Annotated in this window: 18 protein-coding genes; 16 read left to right on the top strand and 2 right to left on the bottom strand. The window is 70.9% G+C overall.

The features are described 5' to 3' along the window. Nucleotides 1–40: 40 nt before the first annotated feature. On the bottom strand, nt 41–343 hold the full coding sequence (locus ACIPEQ_RS02030; RefSeq protein WP_402713740.1) for a hypothetical protein: 303 nt from the start codon (nt 341–343) through the stop codon (nt 41–43). Between the two features lie 66 nt (nt 344–409). Between ACIPEQ_RS02030 and ybaK the strand changes: the two genes are divergently transcribed. From ybaK to ACIPEQ_RS02015, 3 genes are all read left to right on the top strand, one after another. Next, nucleotides 410–895: a Cys-tRNA(Pro) deacylase gene (gene ybaK / locus ACIPEQ_RS02025; protein WP_402713738.1), complete on the top strand. Its 486-nt coding sequence runs from the start codon at nt 410–412 to the stop codon at nt 893–895. 95 nt (nt 896–990) lie between these two features. After that, a complete protein-coding gene (locus ACIPEQ_RS02020) occupies nt 991–3582 on the top strand; it encodes an ATP-dependent Clp protease ATP-binding subunit (RefSeq protein WP_402713737.1) in 2592 nt (863 codons plus the stop codon). 694 nt (nt 3583–4276) lie between these two features. Beyond that, on the top strand, nt 4277–4525 hold the full coding sequence (locus tag ACIPEQ_RS02015; protein WP_402713735.1) for a hypothetical protein: 249 nt from the start codon (nt 4277–4279) through the stop codon (nt 4523–4525). A 153-nt stretch (nt 4526–4678) separates the two neighbouring features. Here the strand turns inward: ACIPEQ_RS02015 and ACIPEQ_RS02010 are convergent, their stop codons facing one another. After that, on the bottom strand, nt 4679–5686 hold the full coding sequence (locus tag ACIPEQ_RS02010) for a glycoside hydrolase family 6 protein (RefSeq protein WP_402713733.1): 1008 nt from the start codon (nt 5684–5686) through the stop codon (nt 4679–4681). A 165-nt stretch (nt 5687–5851) separates the two neighbouring features. On the opposite strand from ACIPEQ_RS02010, the gene ACIPEQ_RS02005 reads away from it, so the two are divergent. The 13 genes from ACIPEQ_RS02005 (at nt 5852) to ACIPEQ_RS01945 (ending at nt 17671) form a co-directional block, all read left to right on the top strand. Then, complete coding sequence (locus tag ACIPEQ_RS02005; protein WP_126891604.1) at nt 5852–6394, top strand: adenine phosphoribosyltransferase; 543 nt, start codon at nt 5852–5854, stop codon at nt 6392–6394. 94 nt (nt 6395–6488) lie between these two features. Continuing rightward, on the top strand, nt 6489–8477 hold the full coding sequence (thrS, locus tag ACIPEQ_RS02000) for a threonine--tRNA ligase (RefSeq protein WP_402714206.1): 1989 nt from the start codon (nt 6489–6491) through the stop codon (nt 8475–8477). Further along, nucleotides 8477–9124 (top strand): HIT family protein, encoded by a 648-nt coding sequence (locus ACIPEQ_RS01995; RefSeq protein WP_402713732.1) that lies wholly within the window; start codon nt 8477–8479, stop codon nt 9122–9124. Before thrS ends, ACIPEQ_RS01995 begins: the two co-directional genes overlap by 1 nt. A 12-nt stretch (nt 9125–9136) precedes the next feature. Continuing rightward, on the top strand, nt 9137–10057 hold the full coding sequence (gene pdxS / locus ACIPEQ_RS01990) for a pyridoxal 5'-phosphate synthase lyase subunit PdxS (protein ID WP_402713731.1): 921 nt from the start codon (nt 9137–9139) through the stop codon (nt 10055–10057). Then, nucleotides 10054–10647, top strand: a complete 594-nt coding sequence (pdxT, locus tag ACIPEQ_RS01985) for a pyridoxal 5'-phosphate synthase glutaminase subunit PdxT (protein ID WP_402713730.1) — start codon at nt 10054–10056, stop codon at nt 10645–10647. Before pdxS ends, pdxT begins: the two co-directional genes overlap by 4 nt. 163 nt (nt 10648–10810) lie before the next feature. After that, nucleotides 10811–11575: a YebC/PmpR family DNA-binding transcriptional regulator gene (locus tag ACIPEQ_RS01980; RefSeq protein ID WP_402713728.1), complete on the top strand. Its 765-nt coding sequence runs from the start codon at nt 10811–10813 to the stop codon at nt 11573–11575. A 4-nt stretch (nt 11576–11579) separates the two neighbouring features. Next, on the top strand, nt 11580–12245 hold the full coding sequence (gene ruvC / locus ACIPEQ_RS01975; RefSeq protein ID WP_402713726.1) for a crossover junction endodeoxyribonuclease RuvC: 666 nt from the start codon (nt 11580–11582) through the stop codon (nt 12243–12245). Nucleotides 12246–12255: 10 nt separating this feature from the next. Continuing rightward, complete coding sequence (gene ruvA, locus ACIPEQ_RS01970; RefSeq protein ID WP_402713725.1) at nt 12256–12876, top strand: Holliday junction branch migration protein RuvA; 621 nt, start codon at nt 12256–12258, stop codon at nt 12874–12876. Further along, on the top strand, nt 12873–13901 hold the full coding sequence (gene ruvB, locus ACIPEQ_RS01965) for a Holliday junction branch migration DNA helicase RuvB (protein WP_126890122.1): 1029 nt from the start codon (nt 12873–12875) through the stop codon (nt 13899–13901). The genes ruvA and ruvB overlap by 4 nt, the downstream gene beginning before the upstream one ends. A gap of 168 nt (nt 13902–14069) precedes the next feature. Then, on the top strand, nt 14070–14465 hold the full coding sequence (gene yajC / locus ACIPEQ_RS01960; RefSeq protein ID WP_402713723.1) for a preprotein translocase subunit YajC: 396 nt from the start codon (nt 14070–14072) through the stop codon (nt 14463–14465). 91 nt (nt 14466–14556) lie between these two features. Further along, complete coding sequence (secD, locus tag ACIPEQ_RS01955) at nt 14557–16305, top strand: protein translocase subunit SecD (protein WP_402713721.1); 1749 nt, start codon at nt 14557–14559, stop codon at nt 16303–16305. Further along, nucleotides 16305–17309, top strand: a complete 1005-nt coding sequence (secF, locus tag ACIPEQ_RS01950; RefSeq protein WP_126890119.1) for a protein translocase subunit SecF — start codon at nt 16305–16307, stop codon at nt 17307–17309. Before secD ends, secF begins: the two co-directional genes overlap by 1 nt. Beyond that, nucleotides 17309–17671, top strand: a complete 363-nt coding sequence (locus ACIPEQ_RS01945; RefSeq protein ID WP_402713720.1) for a rhodanese-like domain-containing protein — start codon at nt 17309–17311, stop codon at nt 17669–17671. The genes secF and ACIPEQ_RS01945 overlap by 1 nt, the downstream gene beginning before the upstream one ends. Nucleotides 17672–17720: the final 49 nt, after the last annotated feature.

The following is a 17720-nucleotide window of genomic DNA, read 5'->3' as shown; positions in this document are numbered from 1 at the left end:
GAGGGGTCGACGACGACGTGACCCGACCACCCGCGGGCGGTCAGGCCGGTGTCGGCGCTCCCGGTGCTCGCGACCGCACCTGGCCGTCGGCGTCCGGGTGGCTCCATGCGATCCGTGTCGGCCGCTCCACTGCCGCGCCGCTCCGCTCGGCACGCCCGCCGTCCGGATCGACACCGAGCACGGTCGCGAGCAGGCGGACGACGAGCACGGTGACCGCGACCGCCGCGAGCCCGAGTGCGGCCACGGCGAGCAGGGGAGCCGGGGAGCCGCCGGGACCGAGGAGTGCGGCGTCGCCGGTCTGCAGCACCGCGAGGGCACGCAGGAGGAGTTCGACGACGGTCATGGTCCGTTCAGCGTAACCCCCGCGTGCCGCGGTCGACCGGCAGGCTCGGACGGGCAGGATCGGGCCATGACCGCAGGATCGCCGAGCACCCCAGCGACCCTCGCCCTCGAGCGGGCGGGGATCCCGTTCACACCGCACGTGTACGAGCACCACGAGACCGCGACGAACTTCGGCGAGGAGGCAGCGGCGGCGCTCGGGCTCCGCGAGGACCAGGTCTTCAAGACCCTCGTGGTCGCCGTCGACGGTCAGCTCGCGGTGGCGGTCGTCCCGGTCGCGAACCGGCTCGACCTCAAGGCGATCGCAGCGGCGCTGGGCGGGAAGAAGGCCACGCTCGCGCAGCCGGCCCTCGCCGAGAAGCGGACCGGGTACGTGGTCGGCGGCATCAGCCCGGTCGGCCAGAAGACCCGCCTGCGCACGGTCGTCGACGCATCGGCCCTCGAGCACCCGAGCATCTTCGTCTCTGGTGGACGTCGTGGGTTCGACATCGAGGTCGCGCCGCAGGACCTCGTCCGGGTCACCGAGGCGTCCACGGCACCGATCGCGCGGACCTGAGTCGACCTGACGCAAGTTTCTCGATCCCTCGGGAATGGCGCCGCTCCTCCTGCGTTGCACTGAGTCGAAGGCACTCACGTTCCCAGGAGGTCCCGTTGCCAGCACCCTTCGGTCCGACCGGTGGCGACGACGCGTTCGACGCGTTCCTCGCCCGGCTCATCGCGGCCCAGCAGGCCGGCGCCCAGCGATCCGTACCGCTGGGACGCCCGGTCGACATCACGCGGCTCCTCAGCCGCCGCACCCACGAACTGCTCCAGCGCACCGCGGAGGACGCCGTCGCGCAGGGCCAGCACGAGATCGACGCCCTGCACGTCCTGCACGTCCTCGTGCGCACCGAACCCTTCACCGCGGTCGTCCGCAGCGCCGGCGTCGACCCGGAGCAGTTCGCCGCCGAGGTCGAGCAACGCCTGCCCGTGCCGTCCGAGCCTCGTCCCGAGCGGACCGGCCAGCCCGCACTGACCGGCACCGCGCAGCGGATCCTGCTCGAGGCGACGCAGGCCGCCCGGGCCTTCGGCAGCACGTACACCGACCCCGAGCACGTCTTCTTCGCGCTCGTCACCGACCAGGACACCGTCGCCGGGCAGCTGCTCGCGAGCGCCGGCGTCACCCCGCAGCACCTGCAGGAGCACGCCCAGCAGGCCGCGGCAGCAGCACGAGAGGGGCGTCCGATGCCCGGAGCGACCGACACCACGGCCGAGTCGACGAGCGACACCCCGACGCTCGACCGGTTCGGCACCGACCTCACCGAGCGCGCCCGTGACGGCCGCATCGACCCGGTGGTCGGCCGCGCGGACGAGATCGAGCAGACCGTCGAGATCCTGCTGCGCCGCACGAAGAACAACCCCGTCCTCATCGGCGAGCCCGGCGTCGGGAAGACCGCGATCGTCGAGGGGCTCGCGCAGCGCATCGCCGACGGCGACGTGCCCGCGCTGCTCCGGGGCAAGCGCGTCCTCTCCCTCGACCTCGCGGGCATGGTCTCCGGCACCCGGTACCGCGGCGACTTCGAGGAGCGTCTGACGACGGCGATGGACGAGATCGCGGCGCACGCCGACGAGCTGATCGTCTTCGTCGACGAGCTCCACACCGTCGTCGGCGCTGGTGGCGGCGGCGAGGGCGGCTCGATGGACGCCGGCAACATCCTCAAGCCCCGCCTCGCCCGCGGTGACCTGCACCTCGTCGGTGCGACGACGCTCAGCGAGTACCGGCGCATCGAGAAGGACGCGGCGCTCGAGCGGCGCTTCCAGCCGGTCACGGTGGGGGAGCCGAGCGTCGAGGACGCCGTCGCGATCCTCACGGGCCTCGCCCCGCGGTACGCCGAGCACCACGACGTCACCTACACCGACGGCGCCCTGCGCGCTGCGGTGGAGCTGTCGCACCGCTACGTCACCGACCGGCACCTGCCGGACAAGGCGATCGACCTCGTCGACCAGGCCGGCGCCCGCCGACGCCTCGCCCTGTCGGGCGACGCGGACGTCGAGGCGCTCCGCGACCAGGTCGCGGAGCTGCGGGCCGACAAGGACCGCGCGGTGGCCGAGGAGCTGTACGAGGAGGCGTCGCGCCTCCGTGACGAGATCGACGGACTGGAGGCGCTGATCACCGCCGCCTCGCAGGCGGACGCGAGCAGCGCCTCCCGGCCGTCGTCCGCCGACCGCGTGATCACCGAGGCGGACGTCGCCGAGGTGGTTTCGCGCGCCACCGGCATCCCGGCGACCCGCCTGTCCCAGGGCGACCGCTCGCGCCTCGCCACGCTCGAGGACGAACTCCACGAGCGCGTCGTCGGCCAGGACGACGCGGTGCGCGCCATCGCGACGGCCGTCCGACGCAGCCGGACCGGCATGGGCGACCCCCGCCGCCCGGTCGGCAGCTTCCTGTTCCTCGGTCCGACGGGCGTCGGCAAGACCGAGCTCGCGAAGGCCCTGGCCGGATCGCTGTTCGGCGACGAGTCCGCGATGCTGCGCTTCGACATGAGCGAGTTCGGCGAGCGGCACACCGTCTCGCGCCTGGTCGGTGCCCCTCCCGGGTACGTCGGGTACGACGAGGCCGGCCAGCTCACCGAGCGCGTCCGTCGCAACCCGTACTCCGTCGTGCTGCTCGACGAGGTCGAGAAGGCGCACCCGGACGTCTTCAACCTGCTGCTGCAGGTGCTCGACGACGGTCGCCTCACCGACGGGCAGGGGCGCACGGTCGACTTCCGCAACACGGTCGTCATCATGACGTCGAACCTCGGTTCCGAGTTCCTCGCGTCGCGCTCCGGCGCGCTCGGGTTCTCGGCATCGGCGGACGGCGGGTACGCGGAGGACGACCTGCGCGCCCGGGTGATGGGCAAGCTGCGCGAGTCGATGCGCCCGGAGTTCATCAACCGCATCGACGAGATCGTGCTCTTCCGCAAGCTGTCGCAGGAGCAGCTCCGGTCGATCGTCGACCTGCTGCTGCAGGACACCGCGCTCCGGCTCCTCGCGCAGGGGATGACCCTGTCGGTGTCCGACGCGGCGACGGAGTGGCTCGCCGAGCACGGCTACGAGCCGGAGTACGGCGCCCGACCGCTCCGCCGACTCATCCAGCGCGAGGTCGACGACCGCATCGCGACCCTCGTGGTGGACGAGCAGGCGCGCGAGGGCGACACCGTCCGGATCGACGTCGAGGACGGCGGGCTCGTGGCCCGCGCGTCCGCCCCTGCAGCGGTCTAGTCCGAGCTGACCCCGAGCACGGCCCCGGTACCCGAGCGGTACCGGGGCCGTTCCGCGTCCGGCGGTGCCGATCGTGTTCGGCGATGCAATTCCAGGAATGTTGGGAAAAGGGGTTGCGCTCGCATTCCCGACGCCGATAGTGTTCACGAGCATCACCGGCTGTACGAGACCGAGAGGGGGCCGACAATGATGATCTGCACGACGAACCCGTTCCGTGGAATCCGTGGGATCGGCGGCACCCCGCTCCGTTCGCACTGACGCGGGACGTCCCGCTCCAGCTGTTCTTCCTCGATCGACCGAGGCATCCGCACCGCTGCACCGACGTGACGGCGCGGTGACGCCGTACCGGTTGCTCCGGCACAGCCCTGCTGCGCTGGGCCGTACCGACCGCGTCCGCCGCGGCCGCTCGTCCCGGTGACGGCCGTCCTCCCGGGCGTCCGTCAGCCCGGCTCCCCGTCCTGGTGACGGCGACCGGGCGTGCGACGGGGTGGATCGAGGTCGGGCCGCGAGCGGCGGACGTCTCCCGCGACGACTCCACGCGGTGACCCGAGCCGGTCACCGACAATGCAGCCGTGCGCATTCCTGCGTGCCCTGCGATCATTCTCGCCCGCATTCCCCGGGCGTTCTTGCGGACCCGTTCCCGACGCATTCGTGCGCTCGGCGGTCGGGTTCACCGTCATGCCCTCGGGCACCCGTGAAAGGCACCATCGTGTCGAACGACATCGACGTCCGTCCCCCCGATACCCGCGCGGTGCGCCGCCGGGTCACACTCGCCGACCGCATCGCCCTCCGGATCGGCATGTCGCTGATCATCTGGAGTCGTCGGACGCACCGAGCGCGTCCCTCGGTCGACCACGCGACCCGGCAGCGGCTCGAACGCGAGCGGTCCGAGCGCGAGATCGACCTGCTCGTCCGGAGCACCGCGATGCGCATGTGGCGCTGACGCGCGGTGCGCGGTCGGTCGCGCGCTCGAGCGCTCGAGCGCTCGAGCGCTCGAGCGCTCGGCGGATCGTGGCGCCCACCGCCTCCGCACAACGGGAAGCACCTCGCACCACGTGATCGCGTGGCGCGAGGTGCTCCCGGTCGTGCTCCGTGCTCACCGTCTCCGGTTGGCCACCAGCGCCACCGCGTACGACGGGAACCACGTCCCCGCCCGCGGTCCGCCGTTGCAGGTCCCGTCGCTCGCACCGGGCGTCTTGACCCAGAGCAGAGCGTCGAGCTGGGTCGTGCCCGTTGCGACCTGCGGCCTCCCGCCGAGTCCTGCCCCGGTCGGGTTGCACCAGGTCCCGAGCCATCCGCGGCCGTTCCGCGACACGTCGACGACGTACCGTGCACCGCCCGTCATCGTGCTGAGTCGCTCGGCGTAGGCCCGCTCGCCGTCGACGCCGTAGAAGTTCGCGACGTTCGTGAAGAAGCCGCGGGCCTGCGCGACACCGGCCTCCCGCAGGTAGGTCGCCTGCAGTTCCGCGCTGTTCCAGTTCTCGTTCCCGCCGTCCAGGTACGTCGGCACGCCGGCCGCGGCGAAGTCGCGCACGGCGGCAGCGATGATCGCCGGCCGGCGCGCGCGTTCGGCGGTGCACGAGCTCAGGTGCGCCAGCGAGTCCGGCTCCACGATCACCACGGCCCGGTGCCCCCTGAGGTCGGCGGCGATGCGGCGGTTCCACTCGGCGTACTGCGACGGGCTGAGACCACCTGCCGAGTAGCCGCCGCAGTCGCGGTTCGGAACGGCGTAGGTGACGAACACCGGTGTGGTGCCGGCCTTCTCCGCAGCGGCGAGGCTCCGTGCGATCACCCGGTCCAGCGCATCGCCCGTGTACCACTCGCCGAGCCAGATCGCGATCGGCTGCTGCGCGATGGTCCGGGCTGCAGCGGCCTCGGTCGTCCTCCCCGCCGCGCTGAGTGCCGCCGCGGCCTGCGCGGGCTGGCTGTCCGGCTGCACGAACAACCCGCCGGCGAAGACCTGCGCCGGGGTCGCGGTGTGCAGGGCAGTGCCTGGCACCGGTGCCACGGACGCAGCCGTCGCAGCCGCGGGCGAACCGACGGTGCCCAACACCGCCGTCGCCGCGACGGCCAGCGTGAGCAGTGTCCTGATCCTCGAGTGCATGGTCCCCGTCCTGTTCCCGTCCGTTGCCGGGACGCGCAGGACGTCCCGTTCCACCTGCCGTTGACCATCAGAACCCGCCGAGCGGCGGTGGGGCGATCTCCAGAACGAGGGACAGGCACCGGACGGTCGGCGTGTGCCGTGTCCGCGGTCGCGTACCGTTGTGCGGTGACCGAAACCGCAGCTGCACTCGTCGAACGCCTGACCGCCATCGTCCCGGACTTCCCGAAGCCCGGCATCCTGTTCCGCGACGTGACGCCGGTGTTCTCCGACCCCGTGGCCTTCGGTCGTGTCTGCGAGGCACTCGCCGCGCCCTTCGCGATCGGCGGTGGCTTCCAGGCGGTCGCCGGCATCGAGGCCCGCGGCTTCGCCCTGGCCGGCGGCATCGCGGCGCAGCACCAGGTCGGCGTGCTGACCGTGCGGAAGGCCGGCAAGCTCCCCGGCGAGGTCCTCAGCGAGCAGTACGCGCTCGAGTACGGCGAGGCCGAGCTCGAGCTGCGCCCGGGCCAGCTCCCGCAGGGCACGCGCGTGCTCGTCGTCGACGACGTCCTCGCGACCGGGGGCACCGCGGCGGCGACGATCACCCTGCTCGAGCGTGCCGGGTACGAGGCGATCGGGTTCGCGTCCCTGCTCGAGCTCGACGGCCTCGCCGGTCGGGAGCGCCTCGAGCCCCGCCTGCCCGTCACCACGCTCGGTCGCGTCCCCGCCTGAACCGGCTCGGCCGCGCACTAGTCTTGACCCACCCCTGAACCAACCGAGGAGCACCACGATCGTGACCGACGCAGTCGCACCCGAGCCCGCAGACCTGCCCCAGGCACCCGAGCCCCGCACCGCGACGACGGCCACGACGGGCACCGAGCTGTTCGACGGGGAGCGCGGCGTCGTCGCCATCCGCGTCGACGGCGCCCTCAAGGACCTCGACGCGACCGTGCAGGACGGCGAGACCGCCGAGGCCGTGACGCTGCAGGAGCAGGACGGCCTCGACATCCTCCGCCACTCCGCCGCCCACGTGCTGGCGCAGGCCGTCCAGCAGATCAACCCGGACGCCAAGCTCGGCATCGGTCCGCCCGTCACCGACGGCTTCTACTACGACTTCGACGTCGCCGAGCCCTTCACCCCGGAGGACCTCAAGGCGATCGAGAAGGGCATGGACCGGATCATCCGGCAGGCCCAGCGCTTCCGTCGCGTCGTCGTCACCGACGACGAGGCGCGCGAGCGCATGGCGGGGGAGCCCTTCAAGCAGGAGCTCATCGGCCTCAAGGGTGCAGCGGACGAGGGCGACTCCGGCGAGAGCGTCGAGGTCGGTGCCGGCGAGCTGACGGTCTACGAGAACGTCGACCCGAAGACGGGCGAGGTCGTCTGGCAGGACCTCTGCCGCGGCCCCCACGTCCCGCACACCCGCTGGATCGGCAACGCGTCGAAGCTCATGCGCGTCGCGGCGGCGTACTGGCGCGGCTCGGAGAAGAACCCGCAGCTGCAGCGCATCTACGGCACGGCGTGGCCGGACAAGGACCAGCTCAAGGCGCACCAGCTCCGTCTCGAAGAGGCTGCGAAGCGCGACCACCGCAAGCTCGGTGCCGAGCTCGACCTGTTCTCGTTCCCGGACGAGATCGGTTCGGGCCTGGCGATCTTCCACCCGAAGGGCGGCATCATCCGCCGAGAGATGGAGGACTACTCGCGCCGTCGGCACGAGCAGGAGGGCTACTCCTTCGTCTACACGCCGCACATCACCAAGGGCGACCTGTTCGAGCAGTCCGGCCACCTCGGCTGGTACAAGGACGGCATGTTCCCGGCCATGCACATGGACGAGGCCCGCGACGAGGACGGCAACGTCACCCGGCAGGGGGCGGACTACTACCTCAAGCCGATGAACTGCCCGATGCACATCCTGGCGTACCGCTCGCAGGCCCGGTCCTACCGCGACCTGCCGTTGCGGATGTTCGAGTTCGGCACGGTCTACCGCAACGAGAAGTCCGGCGTGATCCACGGCCTGACCCGCGTGCGCGGCATGACGCAGGACGACGCCCACATCTTCACCACGCAGGAGAAGATGAAGGAGGAGCTGACCACGACGCTCCAGTTCGTGCTGTCGCTGCTCCGCGACTACGGCCTCGACGACTTCTACCTCGAGCTCTCCACGAAGGACCCGGAGAAGTACGTCGGCGACGACGACGTGTGGGAGGTCGCGACGAACACCCTGCGCGAGGTCGCCGAGGAGTCCGGCCTCGAGCTCGTCCCGGACCCCGCGGGCGCAGCCTTCTACGGCCCGAAGATCTCGGTGCAGGCGCGGGACGCGATCGGCCGCACGTGGCAGATGTCGACCGTGCAGCTCGACTTCAACCTGCCGGAGCGCTTCGAGCTCGAGTACACCGCGCCGGACGGCTCGCGCCAGCGTCCGGTGATGATCCACCGTGCTCTGTTCGGCTCCATCGAGCGCTTCTTCGGTGTCCTCACCGAGCACTACGCCGGCGCGTTCCCGGCATGGCTGTCCCCGGTGCAGGTCGTCGCGATCCCGGTCGCGGCCGAGTACGGCGACTACCTCGACGAGGTCGTCGCGAAGCTCCGCTCGCACGGTGTCCGCGCCGAGGTCGACCACTCGGACGACCGCATGCAGAAGAAGATCCGCACGCACACCAAGGCGAAGGTGCCGTTCCAGCTCATCGCCGGTGGTGACGACCGCGACGCCGGTGCGGTCTCGTTCCGCTTCCGCGACGGTCGCCAGGACAACGGCGTGCCCGTCGACGAGGCCGTCGACCGCATCCTCACCGCGATCCGCGACCGCGCGCAGGTCTGATGGACGAGGAGCAGCCGGTCGTGGACGCGGCGCAGCCTGGAGGCACACCGGACATCCCCGGGACCGGTCACGTCGACGACGTGGTCGGTCCCGACCCGCTGGTGATCCGCGACGCCGCGACCGGCGCCGCGGTTCCCGACGCCTTCCAGCGCCTGTGGAACCCGCACCGGATGGCGTACATCGACGCCGGCCGCGACGGGAAGGGCCGAGGTCACGAGGACGACTGCCCGTTCTGCGAGGCCCCGCGGAAGTCCGACGAGGACGCCCTGATCGTCGCCCGCGGCGAGCACGCCTACGTCCTGCTCAACCTGTTCCCGTACAACAACGGGCACCTGCTCGTCTGCCCCTACCGTCACGTCCCGCTGTACGACGAGGCGACCGCGGAGGAGACCCGCGAGATGGCCGAGCTGACGCAGACCGCGATGCGGGTGCTGCGCGAGGTGTCGCACTGCGACGGGTTCAACATCGGGATGAACCAGGGCGAGATCGCCGGCGCCGGCGTGGCCGCGCACCTCCACCAGCACATCGTGCCGCGGTGGGCGTCGGACTCGAACTTCTTCCCGATCATCGCCCGCACCAAGTCGATGTCCCAGTTGCTCGGTGACACCCGCCGACTCGTCGCCGAAGGCTGGCCCGCCGCGGACTAGACTGTCGGCATCATGAGCGACAGCACCAGCACCTCGGACACCAACGGCACCTCGATCACCGGCTCCGACCGCGTCAAGCGCGGCCTGGCCGAGATGCTCAAGGGCGGCGTGATCATGGACGTCATCGATGCCGAGCAGGCCCGCATCGCGGAAGAGGCCGGCGCGACCGCCGTCATGGCGCTCGAGCGCGTCCCCGCCGACATCCGTGCGCAGGGCGGCGTCGCCCGCATGTCCGACCCGTCGATGATCGAGGAGATCATCGCCGCGGTGTCCATCCCGGTCATGGCCAAGGCCCGCATCGGCCACTTCGTCGAGGCCCAGGTCCTGCAGGAGCTCGGCGTCGACTACATCGACGAGTCCGAGGTGCTGTCGCCCGCCGACTACGTCAACCACATCGACAAGTGGAAGTTCACCACCCCCTTCGTCTGCGGTGCCACGAACCTGGGCGAGGCGCTCCGTCGCATCACCGAGGGTGCGGCGATGATCCGCTCCAAGGGCGAGGCCGGCACGGGTGACGTGTCCGAGGCGACGAAGCACATCCGCACCATCTCCAAGGAGATCGCGGCACTGCGCCACCTCAAGGAGGACGAGCTCTACGTCGCCGCGAAGGAGCTCCAGGCGCCGTTCGACGTCGTGAAGGAGGTCGCGCAGACCGGCAAGCTCCCGGTGGTGCTGTTCACCGCCGGTGGTGTCGCGACCCCGGCCGACGCCGCGATGATGATGCAGCTCGGCGCGGACGGCGTGTTCGTCGGCTCCGGCATCTTCAAGTCGGGCGACCCGGCGAAGCGTGCCGCGGCGATCGTCAAGGCCGTCACCTTCCACGACGACCCGAAGGTCATCGCCGAGGTCTCCCGCGGGCTGGGCGAGGCCATGGTCGGCATCAACGTCGCCGACGTCCCCGCGCCGCACCGCCTCGCCGAGCGCGGCTGGTGAGCGCCCGACCCCGCATCGGGGTCCTCGCGCTGCAGGGCGACTTCCGGGAGCACATCGCCTCGCTCACGGAGCTCGGCGCCGACGTGGTGCCGCTCCGTCGCCCGGAGGAGATCGACGCGCTCGACGGTGTCGTGGTCCCCGGCGGCGAGTCGAGCGTCATGGACAAGCTCTCCCGGACGTTCGGCGTCGCGGAGCCGCTCGGCGCCGCGATCCGCGACGGACTGCCGGCCTACGGCACCTGCGCCGGGATGATCATGCTGTCCTCCCGGATCGCCGCTGGTATCCCGGGGCAGCAGACGCTCGACGTGCTCGACACCAGGGTGCGCCGGAACGCCTTCGGCAACCAGAACGACTCCTTCGAGACCGACATCCCGATGCCGGCGCTCGGCGAGGCCCCCGTGCACGCGGTGTTCATCCGCGCGCCCGTGGTCGAGGAGCACGGGGCCGGCGTCCAGGTGCTCGGCGCCCTGGCCGACGGGCAGGTCGTCGCGGTGCAGCAGGGCAACGTCCTGGCCAGTGCGTTCCACCCCGAGGTCGCCGGCGAGGACCGCTTCCACCGCCGCTTCCTCGACCTCGTCCGTTCTGCCTAGGTCCTCCCGACCCGCAGAACGCAACGTCGGCGGTTCGTCGCAGCGGAATCGCGCTGCGCGGTGTCGCCGACATCGCGTTTCGCGGGAGGCAGCGGGGCGGCGGCGATCCGCGCCTCCCGGCCGGTAGACTGGTGCGGATCTTCCGCTAGACGCAAGGAGCACCGTGTCCGGGCATTCCAAGTGGGCAACGACCAAGCACAAGAAGGCGGTCATCGACCAGCGCCGTGCGAAGTCGTTCGCCAAGCTCATCAAGAACATCGAGGTCGCCGCGAAGATGGGCGGCGCGGACCTGTCGGGCAACCCGACACTGGTCGACGCCGTGCAGAAGGCGAAGAAGACCTCGGTGCCGAACGACAACATCGACCGCGCGATCAAGCGCGGTGCCGGTCTGACCGGTGAGTCGATCGAGTACACGACCATCATGTACGAGGGCTACGGCCCGAACGGTGTCGCGATGCTCGTCGAGTGCCTCACGGACAACAAGAACCGTGCTGCGGCCGAGGTCCGCACGGCGATGTCCCGCAACGGCGGCACCATGGCCGACCCGGGCAGCGTCGCCTACAACTTCTCGCGCAAGGGCGTCATCTCGGTGACGAAGACCGACGGCCTCGACGAGGACACCGTCATGACGGCCGTGCTCGACGCGGGTGTCGAGGACGTCATCGACCAGGGCGGCGGCTTCGAGGTCATCACCGAGGCGAGCGACCTCGTCGCGGCGCGCACGGCCCTGCAGGACGCCGGGATCGACTACGACTCGGCCGACGCCGAGTTCGTGCCCGGCGTGAAGGTCCCCGTCGACGCCGATTCGGCGCGCAAGGTCTTCAAGCTGATCGACGCGCTCGAGGACAGCGACGACGTGCAGAACGTCTACGCGAACTTCGACATCCCCGCGGACGTCCAGGCCGAGCTCGACGAGGACGAGGACTAGTCCGGTGCTCCGTGTGCTCGGGGTCGACCCCGGGCTCACCCGGTGCGGCGTCGGTGTGGTCGAGGTCGCTCCGAACCGGCGCGCACGGCTCGTCCACGTGACGGTCGTGCGCACCCCGGCGGACATGGCGTTGGAGCAGCGGCTCCTGCGCATCGCCGACGGCATCGCGGCCGAGATCGACGAGCACCGCCCTGACGCGGTGGCCGTCGAACGGGTCTTCGCGCAGGCGAACGTCCGGACGGTGATGGGGACCGCGCAGGCGGCGGGACTGGCGCTGCACGCCGCCGCCGCCCGCGGGCTGCCCGTCGGGCTGCACACGCCGTCCGAGGTGAAGGCCGCCGTCACCGGCTACGGCAACGCCGACAAGCGGCAGGTGCAGACGATGATCGCGCGGGTGCTCGGGCTCGACGAGGTGCCGAAGCCCGCCGACGCCGCCGACGCGCTCGCGCTGGCGGTCTGCCACGCCTGGAGGCTCGGGTCACCCGACCGCGTCGGCCCGGGCCCGTCGACGCTCACCTCCGCGCAGCGTGCCTGGCGTGACGCGCAGGCCGGTACCGCGGACTCACCGCTGGCGCGGGCCGCCGCCGCGGCGTCGCGCAAGGGCCCGGGCGCCGGCGTCGGCGCCGCTGCCGCCGCGCGGCGGTCCGGCTCCGTCGGTGGGCGGCCCTAGGCTCGTGGGCATGATCGCGAGCCTCCGGGGAACCTGCATCGACGTCTCCGGATCGGCCGTGGTGGTCGAGGTCGGGGGAGTGGGGTACGCCGTCACGGTGACCCCTGCGCACGCCCTGACGATGCGCCTCGGGTCCGAGGTCTTCCTGCGGACGGCGATGATCGTGCGCGAGGACGAGCACCTGCTCTTCGGGTTCGAGTCGACCGATGCGCTCCAGGTGTTCGACCTGCTCCGCAGTGTCTCGGGCGTCGGGCCGAAGTCGGCGCTCGGCGTCCTCGCCCACCTGGACCCGGCACAGGTCGCGAACGCCGTCGCGAGCGAGGACGACGCGGCGTTCCGCAAGGTCTCCGGCATCGGGCCGAAGACCGCGAAGCTCATCACGGTCGCGCTGTCGGGCAAGCTCGTCGCCTTCGAGCAGGCCCCCACGGCCGCCGCCGGAGCGCGGGCGGTCGCGCACCCGGCCACCGTCGACGTCGTGTCGGCGCTCGTGGGGCTCGGCTGGCGTGAGGACGCCGCACAGTCCGCCGTCGACGCCGTGGTGGCGAACGACCCGGACGCCGCGGCCATGGGCACGCAAGCCCTGCTCCGCGCCGCCCTCGGGACGCTGCGTCCCGCGGGGGCCGGTCGGTGAGCGGGATCACCTCGGCCGGCGCCGAGTCACAGGAAGAGCTGGCGTTCGAGGGGGCGCTCCGTCCGAAGTCCCTCGACGAGTTCGTCGGGCAGCGCAAGGTCCGCGGGCAGCTCGACCTGCTGCTCCGGGCCGCGGCACTGCAGGAGCGCACGCCCGACCACATCCTGATGGCCGGTCCCCCCGGACTCGGCAAGACCACCCTCGCGATGATCGTCGCGCACGAGTCCGGCCGACCCCTGCGGATGTCGAGCGGTCCCGCGATCCAGCACGCCGGCGACCTGGCTGCGGTGCTGTCGTCCCTGGTGCCGGGCGAGGTCCTCTTCATCGACGAGATCCACCGCATGGCACGCTCGGCGGAGGAGATGCTCTACCTGGCGATGGAGGACTTCCGGATCGACGTGATGGTCGGCAAGGGTGCCGGCGCGACGAGCATCCCGCTCGACCTCGCGCCGTTCACCCTGGTCGGGGCGACCACCCGCGCCGGCCTCCTGCCGAACCCGCTGCGCGACCGCTTCGGCTTCACGGCCCACCTCGAGTTCTACGAGAAGGACGAGCTCGAACAGGTGCTGATCCGCGCCGCCCACCTGCTGGACCTGCAGATCGACCGGACGGCCCTGCGCGAGATCGCCGGGCGGTCCCGGGGTACCCCGCGCATCGCGAACCGCCTGCTCCGCCGGGTCCGCGACTACGCGCTCGTGCACCGCACCTCGGACGGCATGGCCGCGGTGCAGGGCGCGCTCGACCTGTACGACGTCGACGAGCTCGGTCTCGACCGGCTCGACCGCGCCGTGGTCGAGACGATGCTCACGCGGTTCGACGGCGGCCCCGTCGGGCTGAACACCCTCGCGGTGTCGGTGGGCGAGGAGTCCGAGACCATCGAGTCGGTCGTGGAGCCGTTCCTGGTCCGCGTGGGACTGGTGACCCGCACACCCCGGGGGCGCATCGCGACGCCGCAGGCGTGGCGGCACTTCGGCATCACCCCGGGGGAGGGCGTCGGCGGGCAGCCCGGGCTGTTCGACGACTGATCTCGTATACGGTATTCTGGGCAATGTCGCTCGTGTAGCTCGACCCGTCTGCACTCGCTCAGGTGGCTGCCCGATCGCGGGCACGCCCGTGCCCTAGACTGCTACGGCCCGAAGCCGAGCAACGACCGCTCCGGCTGGATCCGAGCAACCAGAGAAGGCAACGCCCCCATGGACCAATCACTCTTCCTCATCGTCATCATCGTCGCGTTCGCCGCCTTCATGTTCTACAGCAGCCGCAAGCGCAAGAAGCAGCAGGCGGACCTGCAGACGAAGATGGTCCCGGGCGCCCGCGTCATGCTGTCGTTCGGCCTGTACGGCACGCTGCTCTCGGTGGACGACGAGAAGGTCACGGCCGACGTCGAGATCGCCCCGGGCACGGTCGTCACGGTCCACCGCCAGACGCTCTCGCGCGTCGTCGACGACAATGCGTCCGACGTCGAGACCACCGTGTCGCCCGAGGACGACGCCGCGGCGCCGAAGCCGGTCGCCGAGCTCAACGGTGAGCCATTCTACGGCGAGCGTGTCGACGAGACCGACCCGAACAAGCGCAAGACCGAAGACTGACGCCCTCGGTCGCCGGGTCCACCGACCCAGCGACCACACACCGCCGCCGGCCGAGACGCCGTCGGTCCTGAACAGAGAGACGAGACGACCGGTGGCACGATCGACACCCGTCAAGAAGGCGCTGCGTTCGCTCACCTGGTTGGTGATCATCATGGCGGCCCTCGCTGGCCTGAACACCGCTGCGTCGGTGCTCGCGGCCAACAGCAAGGACGACACGAACGAGTGGTTCGCCGGCGCGAGTTGGGTGCCCGAACTGGCGCTCGACCTGCAGGGCGGCACGCAGCTGACCCTCGCCGCGCAGAACACCGAGGGCGGGTCCGTCACCTCGCAGCAGCTGAGCCAGGCGGTCAACATCATCCGTCAGCGCATCAACGCCACGGGTGTCTCCGAGTCGCAGATCAACACGCAGGGCACGAACAACATCGTCGTGTCCATCCCCGGCAAGCCGGACAAGGCGACGATCGACCGGATCGAGGCAGCGGCGAAGCTGACCTTCCGTCCGGTGCTCTACACCGAGGCGGCGTCGAACACCGCGGTCGGTGGCGACGGGAAGACCGCATCGCCGACGCCGTACTCGCCGCCGGCATCTCTCGACGCGACCCCGAGCACGAAGCCGACCAACGGCAGCGACCTGTCGCAGGTCACGCCGGCGCTGCAGGACCTGTACACGAACTACAACTGCGCGGCCCCGGACGACGTCACGACGGCGCCCGACGACGAGCCGCTCGTCACCTGTGACCAGGACGGCGCCGCCAAGTACATCCTCGGCCCCGTCGAGGTCTCCGGTGCGGGCATCAGCAACGCGACCTCGGGCCTCGCCACCGACTCGCAGGGTGCGACCACCGGGCAGTGGGCCGTCAACCTGACGTTCTCGGGCAAGAGCTCGGACGACTTCCGCGACGTCACGAGCCGCCTCGTCAAGCTCCCCTCGCCGCAGAACCAGTTCGCGATCGTGCTCGACGGCACCGTCATCACGGCTCCCGCCTCGAACGCGGCGATCACCAACGGCAAGGCGCAGATCACCGGCAACTTCACCGCCGAGTCGTCGAAGACCCTCGCCGACCAGCTGAAGTACGGCGCCCTGCCGATCAACTTCCAGGTGCAGTCGAACGAGAACATCTCGGCCACGCTCGGCACCGCGCAGCTCGTCGGCGGTCTCGTCGCCGGCCTGATCGGTCTGATCCTGGTCGTGATCTACTCGATCATCCAGTACCGGGCGCTCGCCTTCGTGACCGTGCTGTCGCTCGGTGTCGCGGCGGTCCTGACCTACCTGGTGATCGCGATCATGTCGTGGCGCGTCGACTACCGTCTGTCGCTCGCGGGTGTGGCCGGTCTCATCGTGGCCATCGGCATCACGGCAGACTCGTTCATCGTGTACTTCGAGCGCATCCGTGACGAGCTCCGCGACGGCCGCGGGCTCGAGAGCGCCGTAGAGTCCGGCTGGAAGCGTGCCCTCCGCACGATCCTGGCGTCCGACTCGATCAACTTCCTCGCCGCGGTGGTGCTGTACATCCTGGCCGTGAGCGACGTGAAGGGCTTCGCGTTCACGCTGCTGCTCACGACCCTGATCGACGTGGTCGTCGTGGTGCTGTTCACCCACCCGATGATGCAGCTCATCGCCCGGAGCCGGTTCTTCGGCGAAGGGCACAAGTTCAGCGGACTCGACCCGTCCGCCCTCGGTGCCGTGTACCGCGGCCGGGCGCAGTTCCGTGCGCCGGTCGTGGACGGCAAGCGCCAGCGCAGTGCGGGCGAGGCCCAGCGCCGCCAGACGATCGCAGAGCGGAAGGCCCAGCAGGCCTCCGGCGACAACGGCTCCACGCCGGACGGGAAGGACGACTGATGGCCAGCTTCAGCCAGTTCGGCAGCGACCTCTACACCGGGAAGCGCTCCTACGACATCGTCGGGCGCCGCAAGACCTGGTACCTCATCGCACTGATCGCGATCGTCGTGTCGCTCGCGGTGCCGTGGCTCCGCGGCGGCTACCACCTCGGGATCGAGTTCACCGGCGGGTCCGAGTTCACGATCTCGAACGCGAAGGACCTCGACCAGTCGATCGCCACCCGAACGGTCGAGTCGATCGTCCCCGAGGGGATCCCGCGCGTCTCCCAGGTCGGCCAGGACGGCATCCGCGTCCAGACCGAGCAGTTGACCGACCGTGAGACCAGCGAGGTGCAGGACGCCCTGGCGAAGGCCTACGGCGTGTCCGACGACCAGGTCGCCTCGACGTACATCGGCGCCACCTGGGGCGCCGACGTGCTCGCACAGGCGATCCGCGGTCTGGTCATCTTCCTCGCGCTGGCGGCCGTCGTGATGGCCGTCTACTTCCGCACGTGGAAGATGTCGGTGTCCGCCATGGTCGCGCTGCTGCACGACCTGCTCATCACCGCCGGTGTGTACGGCATCGTCGGACTCGAGGTCACCCCCGCCGCCGTCATCGGCTTCCTGACGATCCTCGGCTACTCGCTGTACGACACCGTCGTGGTGTTCGACAAGGTGCGCGAGAACACGTCGCAGGAGTCGCACCGCACCTTCGTGCAGTCGGTCAACCTCGCGGTCAACCAGACGCTGGTGCGCTCGATCAACACGTCGGTCGTGGCGCTCCTGCCCGTCGCCGCGATCCTCTTCATCGGGTCGTACGTGCTCGGCGCCGGCACGCTGCGGGACATCTCGCTCGCGCTCTTCATCGGCATCATTGTCGGCACCTACTCGACGATCTTCATCGCGTCGCCGATGTACGCGCACCTGCGTGAGAACGAGCCGAAGGTCAAGGAGGCCGACGCCAAGAAGACGCGCGCGGCCGAGAAGCGTCAGCGCGAGGTCGACGCCGCTGCCGAGGTCGCCTGATGGCGGTCGAGGTGCACGACGTCGACGTGGCCGAGGCCCGACGTCGCCTCGATGCGGGCGCCCGACTGTTCGACGTCCGTGAGCAGGGGGAGTGGGACGAGGTGCACGCCCCGGAGGCGACGCTCGTCCCGATGTCCGAGCTCGTCGCCCGCTGGCAGGAGATCGACGGCGGCGACCAGCCCGCCATCGTCGTCTGCCACTCCGGCGCCCGGTCCGCGCGGGTCGTGGCCGCCCTCGAGCAGTCGGGCCTGCCGGCGGTGAACCTGACCGGCGGCATGGTCGCCTGGGAACAGTCCGGCCAGCCGGTCGTGCGCGCGGGAGCGTCCGACGACGCCCAGGGCGAACCGCGTCACGAGCACTGACGGGACGCGCGTAGGCTTGCCAGACCGTACCCGGACACCGGTCGCAGGA

Origin of the sequence: Curtobacterium sp. NPDC087080, assembly GCF_044745105.1 — a bacterium.
GTDB lineage: Bacteria > Actinomycetota > Actinomycetes > Actinomycetales > Microbacteriaceae > Curtobacterium.
This window is presented reverse-complemented; position numbering and strand designations above follow the sequence as displayed.

Excerpts from the sequence above, each read along its gene's own strand:
- ACIPEQ_RS02030 (WP_402713740.1), bottom strand. The coding sequence starts at position 343 with ATGACCGTCGTCGAACTCCTCCTGCGTGCCCTCGCGGTGCTGCAGACC.
- ybaK (WP_402713738.1), top strand. The coding sequence starts at position 410 with ATGACCGCAGGATCGCCGAGCACCCCAGCGACCCTCGCCCTCGAGCGG.
- ACIPEQ_RS02010 (WP_402713733.1), bottom strand. The coding sequence starts at position 5,686 with ATGCACTCGAGGATCAGGACACTGCTCACGCTGGCCGTCGCGGCGACG.
- ACIPEQ_RS01995 (WP_402713732.1), top strand. The coding sequence starts at position 8,477 with ATGGACGAGGAGCAGCCGGTCGTGGACGCGGCGCAGCCTGGAGGCACA.
- pdxS (WP_402713731.1), top strand. The coding sequence starts at position 9,137 with ATGAGCGACAGCACCAGCACCTCGGACACCAACGGCACCTCGATCACC.
- ruvA (WP_402713725.1), top strand. The coding sequence starts at position 12,256 with ATGATCGCGAGCCTCCGGGGAACCTGCATCGACGTCTCCGGATCGGCC.
- yajC (WP_402713723.1), top strand. The coding sequence starts at position 14,070 with ATGGACCAATCACTCTTCCTCATCGTCATCATCGTCGCGTTCGCCGCC.
- secF (WP_126890119.1), top strand. The coding sequence starts at position 16,305 with ATGGCCAGCTTCAGCCAGTTCGGCAGCGACCTCTACACCGGGAAGCGC.
- ACIPEQ_RS01945 (WP_402713720.1), top strand. The coding sequence starts at position 17,309 with ATGGCGGTCGAGGTGCACGACGTCGACGTGGCCGAGGCCCGACGTCGC.